Source organism: Rhodanobacter fulvus Jip2 (assembly GCF_000264315.1).
GTDB lineage: Bacteria > Pseudomonadota > Gammaproteobacteria > Xanthomonadales > Rhodanobacteraceae > Rhodanobacter > Rhodanobacter fulvus.
On sequence record NZ_AJXU01000079.1, the window covers coordinates 1 to 5,507 of the forward strand.

A 5,507-nucleotide genomic window follows, 5' to 3' on the forward strand; every position below is an offset into this window, starting at 1 on the left:
TCAAAATCGGGGGGACGTCGGAGTGGCATTATCTTCTCAGGGCGCAACCACAAGCTAGTGTTGAGATCTTTGGATTGGCTCAGGATGCATTCGGGGTCTAGCTGAACTCAGGCGACGACCGTCAGCTGTTGGCCGCCGATTGCAAACACTCGTTCCAACCGGAATATCCATCCAACGCCAATAGCCAACAGCTCGCAACCGCGCAGCGGTTGCGCACCGAGTGCGGGTCAGGATGACCCGCTGCTCTACCCGGGGCCACTGTGCGGCGGTGAGTCGGGGTCGACAGGGCGCGTAGCGGGAATCGACATGGCAACGGCATGGATACCGGAGTTGAAGCAACGCAGGAGCGGTTGCCCGAGGTCGACTCCTTTTCGCCAGGGCAGGATGCCCTGTCGAAAAGCCCGGCCACGGCTCACGGACTTGCCGCCCATGGCGAGGCCATGGATGGCCGAGTTGAGGCAATGCAGGAGCAATTGCCCGATGGGCGGCTAGCGCCAAGCGGGGTGGCCTTCTCTGTTAGTTACTTATCTCTTAGTCCGGGCATCCTGCCCTACACCCTTCGGGCCAGCTTCGCTGTTCGCCCGCGCTCCAGGCGCGGGCGTGGCCACGCAAGAGATAAGTAACTCGGCTGCCGCAGGCAGACGAAAGCTCTTGCTTTGAAAGCGCTTTGCACCGGGCATCAGAGCAAGAGCATCGCGACTGAAGTCGCTCCCACAGCGCTCGTGCCCACGTTGTTGCATCAAAGGCGTGGGAAAAACTGCCCGGTTACGCGGGCTCAGCGACGAAGCACTACGAGAACATCGCATCCACGCCCCGCAGGAAACGCGCCGAAACGTCGTCGTACAAGGCGTTTGCCTCGGTGTCGATGCTGCGCCGCTCGGGCTTTTCCATGAACCATGCAATCGACTCGTGGATCGCATCCTCGAAACAATGTTGCGGTCGATAGTCCGGGACAAGGGAGCGCACCTTGGCGTTGTCGAAGATCGCGGCATTCGCCTTGTCACCCTTGATGGGGCCCTCGAAGGCGTCCTTGTTGAAGCGCACCAGCAGGTCGGTGGGCACGAACACGGTCTGCTCGTAGATGCGCTCGGGGTCCAGGCCCGCGGCGCTGGCGATGAACGCGTGGATCTGGTTCCACGTCATCACGTCGTCCGAGGTGATGTGGAAGGCCTCGCCGATCGCCTTTTCATTGCCCAACAAACCCGCAAAAGCCTGCGCGAAGTCGCGATGGTCGGTCAGGGTCCACAAGCTGGTGCCGTCGCCAGGAACCAGGATGGGGACGCCGCGCTTCATGCGGTCGACGACGGTCCACGGGTGCGTCCACGAGTTGATCGCGGCGGGGATGTCGCAATGCGCATACGTGTGTGAGGGCCTGACCACGGTGAACGGGAATCCGGTTTCACGATGGGCGGACTCAAGTCGCGCCTCCGACTCCGCCTTGTCCCTGCTGTATTGCCAGTAGGGGTTGACGAGCGGCGTGGAACTCTCCCTGGCGATGTAGAAGCCCGGAGGGGTTTCGTAGGCGGATGCGGACGAAATGAAGACGTACTGCCGGGTAATACCCGCGAAGGTCTCGATATCACGACTGATGTGGTCGGGATCGAATCCGATCCACTGGACCACCGAATCGTATTCGCCGTTGGCCGCCACGTCGGTCTTGATCGCCGCCCGGAACGACGCCGTGTCGTTGACGTCGGCCACGATCACGCGAGCGCCCTGCGGGGCATCGGCCTTGAGCGAAGTGCCTCTGTTGATCAGGGTCAGGTCGTGTCCTTGAGCGACGACGAGCGGCGACACGGCCGAGGAAATTAGTCCTGTTCCGCCGATAAACAACATGCGCATAGGGTGATCCCTTGTTCCATTCAGACCGGGTCGAAACGATTCGACTCACTCGCTAATGTATCTGGTCCGTGGCGACACGTGAGGCGATTCAGGGACAACGCCCAGGGCGTCTTTGCATCCCCTGTGCCGCGCTCCCATCGCAAGCGTCGCTGACTGATATGGTGCACCGGGGGATGCCGCACATCGATCGTGAGAAGCAACGGATCTGCCGCTCCGGGGCGGTGAGTTGACGCGGCACTGATGTCTCTGGCGGCGAGGGGCGCCCTCGTCGTCGAACGTGGTAATGACAGGGGAATGGCATGACAAAAAGCACATTCGGCAAGGCCTGGTATCTGCCCGATGAGAATCGCTGGCGTGACAAGAACATGCTCGCGATGCGTGACGCAGGAGCGCTGATCGTGGAAGACGGCTCGCTGGAGTTTCAGGGGCGAAAGGAGACAATCCACATCACCGACATCAAGCAAGTCTCATACGGCAAGCAAGGGCGTGACGCGGTCAACAACTGGGTGAAGATCGAATACGGCGATGGCAAGCAGGCGTATTTCGCCGATGGCTCTTTGCTTGGCTGGGGCGGGCTCTTCGGCGGCACAAAGAAGATTCTCGAAGCGGTTCGCCGGGCGACATCAACCTCCTGACAAGCATGCAGCGGACGGCGCTGTGCGCCGCTGCTACGTAGACCAGGTTCGCGCGGTGCGTACGAAACAGGACAGCGTCCGGTTTCCCTCGATGACCGCAGGATCGGATTGAAGCGTCGAAAGCCCGAGCCGGGTGACGGCACCTTTCGCTACGGGCGGGCTTTTTCGACAGACTCGGAAAGCGGATGCGTAGCGAACCGGTCCACCATCGACGAGCTGGCCTCGTTCAAACCGGCCACTTCAACCTCGGCGCCATGCCTGCGCAGCTTGTGCACGATATCGTCGAGCGCGCCGATGGCAGTGACATCCCAGAAGTGGGCGCCGCTGACATCGATGGTCACCGCGGGCGGCACATCCTGATAGTCGATGGCATCCACCAGACTGTTGGAGGAGGCGAAGAACACCTGGCCGGTGACGTAATAGGTGAGCGAATGGCCGTCACCGGAGCGGGCCGTCTTTACCTGGAACATTCGCGCGACTTTGCCGGCAAAGAAGACACCGCTGAGTAGCACGCCGACGAACACACCTTTGGACAGGTCGCGGGTCGTCACCACCACGATCACGGTGGCGAGCATCACCACACTCGATGGCAACGGATGCGAACGCAGGTTTCTGATCGATGACCAGTCGAAGGTGCTGATCGACACCATGATCATCACCGCGACCAGCGCGGCCATCGGAATGCGCCGCACCCAGTCACCCGCCACCACGATCAAAAACAGCAGAAAACAGCCCGCGAACAGCGTCGACAGTCGCGTGCGGCCGCCGGCGGTGACGTTGATGACCGACTGCCCGATCATCGCGCAGCCGCCCATGCCGCCGAGGAAGCCAGTGACGAAGTTGGCGGCGCCTTGCCCCATGCATTCGCGGTTCTTGTTGCTGGGCGTGTCGGTCATGTCGTCCACGATGCGCGCCGTCAGCAGCGATTCCAGCAGGCCGACCGCGGCCATGGCCAGCGAGTAGGGGAAGATGATCCGCAAGGTTTCCAGCGTGAACGGCACCTGCGGCACGCCGAACAGGGGCAGGCTGGAGGGCAGCGGACCCATGTCGCCGACGGTGCGCAGCTTCAGCCCGGCCATGATCGAGAACGCCGTGATCACGACGATGCTCACCAGCGCCGAGGGGACGCGTTTCGTCAGCAATGGGAAAAGGTAGATGACCGCCAGGCCGGCGGCGACCATCGCGTACATGTGCCAGTCGGCGCCCACGAACTGCGGCAGTTGCGCCAGAAAGATCAGGATGGCCAGCGCATTGACGAAGCCGGTCATCACCGAGCGCGAGACAAACTTCATCACCAGACCCAACCGCGCCGCGCCGGCGACGACCTGCAGCAGGCCCATCAGGATGGTGGCGGCGAACAGGTATTGCAGGCCGTGATCGCGCACCAGGGTGATCATCAATACGGCGGTCGAAGCCGTGGCGGCCGAGATCATGGCGCGGCGGCCACCGAGGATGGCCGAGGTCACCGCGATCGAGAACGAGGCGTACAGGCCGACTTTCGGATCGACGCCGGCGACGATGGAAAAGCCGATGGCTTCGGGGATGAGCGCCAGCGCCACCAGTGCGCCGGACAGCAGTTCGGTGGGCACGTTGGTCAGCCAATCGCGCCGGAAGTTGGGGAAGGTCCGCATTTTTTTCAGGCCAAAGCGTTCGCGGACACCACCGCATCGGCGGCATGTCTCTCAGGCAGGGGATGGTGTCGCGAGGTTTCCGGGGGATAGGCGCCCGGACGAGCCACCCGGCAGGGCCGGGTCCAAGGAGGTGCGTATGCTCGCGGTTTCGGGGCGGCGGATCAACTGGCGCGCCGAGTCGGTGGCGGAGGCATGCGTCTTTATTGCGCGCCGCTGATGTACGGAAACGGTGCCGTGAGCCATGAGCGTGTCGCGCACAGGGTGCGCTCCTACAGATGGTCCGGGGCTGCGGCGAATCGCCGGCGGTCTGGTTTGCCGTTCTGCGCGACAATACGGTTTTGCCATTCCCCGCGGAGTCCCCATGACCACCACCTTGCGCATCGCCACCCGCAAAAGCGCGCTCGCCCTCTGGCAGGCGGAGCACGTGGCGGCCTTGCTGCGCGTGGCGCATCCCACGGTAGATGTGGTGCTGGTGCCGATGACGACGCGCGGCGACGAGATCCTGGACAAGCCGCTGGCCACGATCGGCGGCAAGGGCCTGTTCCTGAAGGAGCTGGAAGTGGCGATGCTGGAAGGGCACGCCGACCTGGCCGTGCATTCGCTGAAGGATGTGCCGGCCGACCTGGAGCCCGGCTTCACGCTGCCGGCGATCCTGCCGCGGGCGGATGCGGCCGACGCGTTTGTCAGCAACGATTACGCCGACCTGGCGGCGCTGCCGCAGGGCGCGCGGGTGGGCACGTCGTCATTGCGGCGACAGACCCAGTTGCGGGCGCTGCGGCCGGATCTGCAACTGCTCGACCTGCGCGGCAACGTGGGCACGCGACTGGGCAAGCTCGATACCGGTAGCTACGACGCCATCGTGCTGGCGTGCGCGGGACTGGAGCGGCTGGGCCTGGCCTCGCGCATCCGCTCGCGACTGGCCGCGCCGGACTGGCTGCCCGCGCCGGGGCAGGCGGCCATCGCGATCGAGGCACGCGACGACCATCCGCGCGTCCTGCAGTTGCTGGCGGCGCTGGACGATCCCGATACGCGGGTCACGGTCAGCGCGGAGCGGGCGATGAACCGCGCGCTGGGCGGCAGCTGCACGGTGCCGGTGGGCGCCTGGTGCGTGCTGGGCGAACACGGCCTGCACCTGCGCGGCATGGTGGGTGATGTGGAGCGTGGGCGATTGCTGCACGCCGAAGCGCATGCGACCAGCGACCAGGCGCAAGCGCTGGGCGAACAGGTGGCCGAGGCGCTGTTGCAGCAGGGTGCGGGTGCCTTGCTGGGGTTGTAAGGTCCAGCGAAACGCTCTCCAGCTCCTCTCCTGCGACCGAAGGAAGTCACTTTGGGGCGCGCGCGAGGGAGCACAGCCCGGCGCTGCTGGCTCCTCCCCCTGCTCGCAGGGGGAGGCTGGGAG

Annotated in this window: 4 protein-coding genes and 1 other annotated feature; of the genes, 2 read left to right on the forward strand and 2 right to left on the reverse strand. The window is 64.2% G+C overall.

Annotation, left to right across the window (positions count from 1 at the left end; all coding sequences use genetic code 11):
- Window positions 1–789: 789 nt before the first annotated feature.
- A complete protein-coding gene (locus UU9_RS16110; RefSeq protein ID WP_040671245.1) occupies window positions 790–1,842 on the reverse strand; it encodes an NAD-dependent epimerase/dehydratase family protein in 1,053 nt (350 codons plus the stop codon).
- 299 nt (window positions 1,843–2,141) lie between these two features.
- Here UU9_RS16110 and UU9_RS16115 point away from each other — a divergent pair, with 299 nt between their 5' ends.
- Window positions 2,142–2,477: a hypothetical protein gene (locus UU9_RS16115; RefSeq protein WP_007082831.1), complete on the forward strand. Its 336-nt coding sequence runs from the start codon at window positions 2,142–2,144 to the stop codon at window positions 2,475–2,477.
- 149 nt (window positions 2,478–2,626) lie between these two features.
- On the opposite strand, the gene UU9_RS16120 is transcribed toward UU9_RS16115, so the two are convergent.
- On the reverse strand, window positions 2,627–4,108 hold the full coding sequence (locus tag UU9_RS16120) for a SulP family inorganic anion transporter (RefSeq protein WP_007082832.1): 1,482 nt from the start codon (window positions 4,106–4,108) through the stop codon (window positions 2,627–2,629).
- Window positions 4,109–4,181: 73 nt separating this feature from the next.
- Window positions 4,182–4,235, reverse strand: a sequence feature (sul1 is cis-regulatory element that is thought to sense ions involved in sulfur or methionine metabolism; They are found in Alphaproteobacteria).
- 234 nt (window positions 4,236–4,469) lie between these two features.
- On the opposite strand from UU9_RS16120, the gene hemC reads away from it, so the two are divergent.
- Window positions 4,470–5,384 (forward strand): hydroxymethylbilane synthase, encoded by a 915-nt coding sequence (gene hemC, locus UU9_RS16125; protein WP_007082833.1) that lies wholly within the window; start codon window positions 4,470–4,472, stop codon window positions 5,382–5,384.
- The last annotated feature ends 123 nt before the right edge of the window (window positions 5,385–5,507 follow it).